General features: G+C 62.4%; 3 protein-coding genes and 1 pseudogene. 2 read left to right on the forward strand and 2 right to left on the reverse strand.

Translation table 11 applies throughout. The annotated features are described in order from the left end of the window. Positions 1-300 (reverse strand): annotated as a pseudogene (locus tag ACK5IR_RS16335) (carbohydrate ABC transporter substrate-binding protein); the annotation flags it as partial. A gap of 384 nt (positions 301-684) precedes the next feature. On the opposite strand from ACK5IR_RS16335, the gene ACK5IR_RS16340 reads away from it, so the two are divergent. Next, entirely contained in the window at positions 685-2,310 is a 1,626-nt protein-coding gene (locus ACK5IR_RS16340) for a GMC oxidoreductase (protein ID WP_416930374.1), read from the forward strand. 14 nt (positions 2,311-2,324) lie between these two features. Next, complete coding sequence (locus ACK5IR_RS16345; protein ID WP_416930376.1) at positions 2,325-2,738, forward strand: hypothetical protein; 414 nt, start codon at positions 2,325-2,327, stop codon at positions 2,736-2,738. 89 nt (positions 2,739-2,827) lie between these two features. Here ACK5IR_RS16345 and ACK5IR_RS16350 read toward each other — a convergent pair. Further along, positions 2,828-3,217 (reverse strand): hypothetical protein (locus ACK5IR_RS16350; RefSeq protein ID WP_416930378.1); only part of this gene is annotated, 390 nt, incomplete at its 5' end.

Genomic DNA, 3,217 nt, shown 5'->3' on the forward strand with positions numbered 1-3,217 from the left:
GAGCAGACCGGCCATGACCAGGTCGTCAACCTGCTTGCCGAGCGGGATCTGGTTCGCGGTCGGCGGGTTGCCGCCGGTGATCCGCGAGACGATATTTGCGATTGCGATCTCGCCGCCGGCAATGGCGTTATCCACCCAAGTGCCGCCCTGAGCCTCATAGGCCATCGCGATTTCGTTGACGGCGGCCGATTCCCCCGCCGACACCCACCAGTGCATGACCTCGGCCTCTTCGGCCTCCGCGGCGCCGATTGCCACGAATACCGCAGCGGTCAGCGCAGTAACGGATACTGAGTATTTCATGAAGTTTCTTCCTCCCATGCCTGTCGGGCGACAATTCGTGAGCGCCCTGTCACTCCTCCAGATACTGAATTAGTGTAACGTTAAATATATCTGTGTCAACGGATATTGTTGCGAGGGCGGGAGGTACGCGTTTTGGCGGGGCGCGACCCGCCCGCAAGCTTGGCAGTAACGCGCTACCAGCGCTATTGCGGAAGTTTCGCAACCGAAGGATCACGCCAAAGATCACCGCCTGCGCCAACGTCCGCGAGTGAAAAATGCTTGCGACCCGGGCGATTTTAACGCTAAATTTCAGTGTGTGGTAGCGGGAGGCTACCTGACTTTCACGGGAACAATAGTGCGGATTACCGTCCCTTCGGCGGTGGTTTGTGAATTGCGGTGGGTCACATGAATTCTGCGAACCTCAAGGAAAGCGACGTCACGATTGTGGGTGCGGGCCCGAGTGGTGCGAATGCAACGCAGGCCCTCGTCAGGGCGGGCATGTCGGTCGTCTGTCTGGAGCAGGGCGAGTATCCGGATTACACCTCGATCAAATTCGACGAGCCCGGGTTCGAGCTGCGCAAGGATCTGGGATTCGGCTTCAACCCGAACCGGCGGCGGATGCCCTCGGATTACCCGATCAACGTCGCGGCATCGGACATCAATCCCTTGATGTGGAACGGTGTCGGCGGCCGGACGGTGATCTATGCCGGAGCCTGGAACCGTTTTCAGCCAAGCAATTTCAGGGTGAAGACGCTTGATGGTGTCGGCGCCGACTGGCCGCTGAGCTATGACGACCTTGCCCCCTTCTACGAGCGCGTCGAGTTGCAGATGGCGGTCTCGGGCGTCGGCGGCGATCCGGCCTATCCGCATTTCGACCCGCCCCTGCCGCCCCTGCCATTCGGTGCCATCGAGCGGCGGCTTTTCGCGGCGCATGAGCGTCTGGGCTGGCATATCTGGCCCGGAACCAACGCCATCGCCACGGTCAGGCATGCCAATCTTCATCCCTGCGTGCGCCGTGGTGCCTGTTCGGCGCCCGCCTGTTTTGACGGCGCCAAGGCCTCGGTGGATCGCACGCACTGGCCGACAAACAGGAAACTTGGCGTCCGGCTGGTTCAGCGGGCGCGCGTCATCCGGATCGAGACCGACGCGCGCGGGCTGGCAATGGGTGTCGCCTATGTCGATCGCGACACCGGCAAGACCCACCTGCAAAGGAGCAGCATCGTTGTCGTCTGCGCCAATGGCATCGGCACGCCACGGCTTTTGCTGAACTCCGCCACCTCGAAATTTCCCACTGGCCTTGCCAACAACTCGTACCTCGTGGGCCGCAATCTGATGCTGCATCCCTTCACCACGGGGACGTGCCTGTTCGACGAGGTCCTCGACAGTTGGCAGGGAACGGCCGCACAGCGCGCCTATTGCCTGGAATTCGCGGAGACCGGCGCGGAGCGGGATTTCCTGCGCGGGGCCAAGCTGATGCTGATGCCCACCGGATCGCCGCTCGGCACCATCAACGCCCATCCCTGGGGAACCGCGACGGAATGGGGACCGGATTTCCACCAGAAGCTTTACCAGCGCTTCGGCCGCTCGGCCATCTGGGACATCATCGCCGAGGACCTCCCCTTCCCGCACAACCGGGTGACGCTGGATCCGGATCTGACGGACGACGACGGCATTCCGGCGCCGAAGGTCACCTATCGCTATCACGAAAGCATGTACCGGCTTCAGAAATTCATGCAGGAAAAGGCGATCATTTCCATGCGCGAGGCCGGCGCCTACGAGACGCTGGCGGCGCCGCCGCTGCGCGAAACCGGCTGGCACATCCTTGGCACCGCGCGGATGGGCGAGAATCCCGAAACCTCCGTGGTCGATGCCTTTGGGCGGGCGCATGATATGTCCAACCTGTTCGTGATCGACGGCAGCGTCATGCCGACCTCAGGCGCCGTCAACCCCACCGCCACGATTGCGGCCCTTACCCTGCGCAACGCCGAAGCCATCGTCGTCAACCGGCGCGAACAGAAAATCAGCGCCTGAAAGGGGGCACGGATATGACCCAATCCTTGCAGGACGTTCAGCGCCAGACCGACTGGCTGTGCGATGCGATGATCCCCGGAGATCCCGATCTGGGCTTTCCTTCGGCCAGTGACTTGGAGATGCAAAACACCCTGCTACCCGCCGCGCTCGGGACGCGCCCCGATCTGGCGCCGGACTTTCTGGCGCTTGTCGCGCGCTTCCCGCGCGATTGTCCGCCCGACCCGCTGGCACTGATCAATGCGGCCAGCGAAGACGAGCGCGCGCTTCTGGGTCGGTTCATCGCCGGCGCTTATCTGATGTGCCCGCAGGTCACCTACAGGCTCGGTTATCCGGGGTTTCAGGAACTGCCCGTCGACCCCGACTACGACGAGATCATGGCTGCCGTCGAGCCGATCATCGAACGTGGTCCGATCTACCGGGAGGTCTGATTTCAGGCAGTATGGCTGGTGAATCCCGAGTGGCATCAAGCACAGGTCCACTGACACGCACCGGGAAACCCAACCACACCATTGCCTCCCTATTGCACGCCGACCCACGGGTTACGGTTGTTGAAATGCTGGTCGAGGCCGTAGCTGAACCAGCGCCCGTCGAGAACCTCAGATACCACCTGCTGCTTTTGCTCCTGCGGGATGGAGGTGTCGGCCTCGATCGCCGCGAGCACGTCGTCGTATTTCGTGCGCTCTTCGGACATGCGGATCAGGGCTTTTTCGCTGTCGGCGTCAAGGATCAGTTGCGTCGGTCCGCTCGTCGCCGAGTCCCATGCCTTCCAGTCCACCAGACCATCACCGTTCGGATTGCCGGTCCGCAGGAAATTTGCCACATAGCGTCCGACCTGAGCCGTCAGATCCCGTGCGCCCGGATTGTCGAACGCCTCGGGGAAGGTCGCGGAAAACCCGGTTGTCCGCGC

Source organism: Tropicimonas sp., from assembly GCF_047971885.1.
GTDB lineage: Bacteria > Pseudomonadota > Alphaproteobacteria > Rhodobacterales > Rhodobacteraceae > Tropicimonas.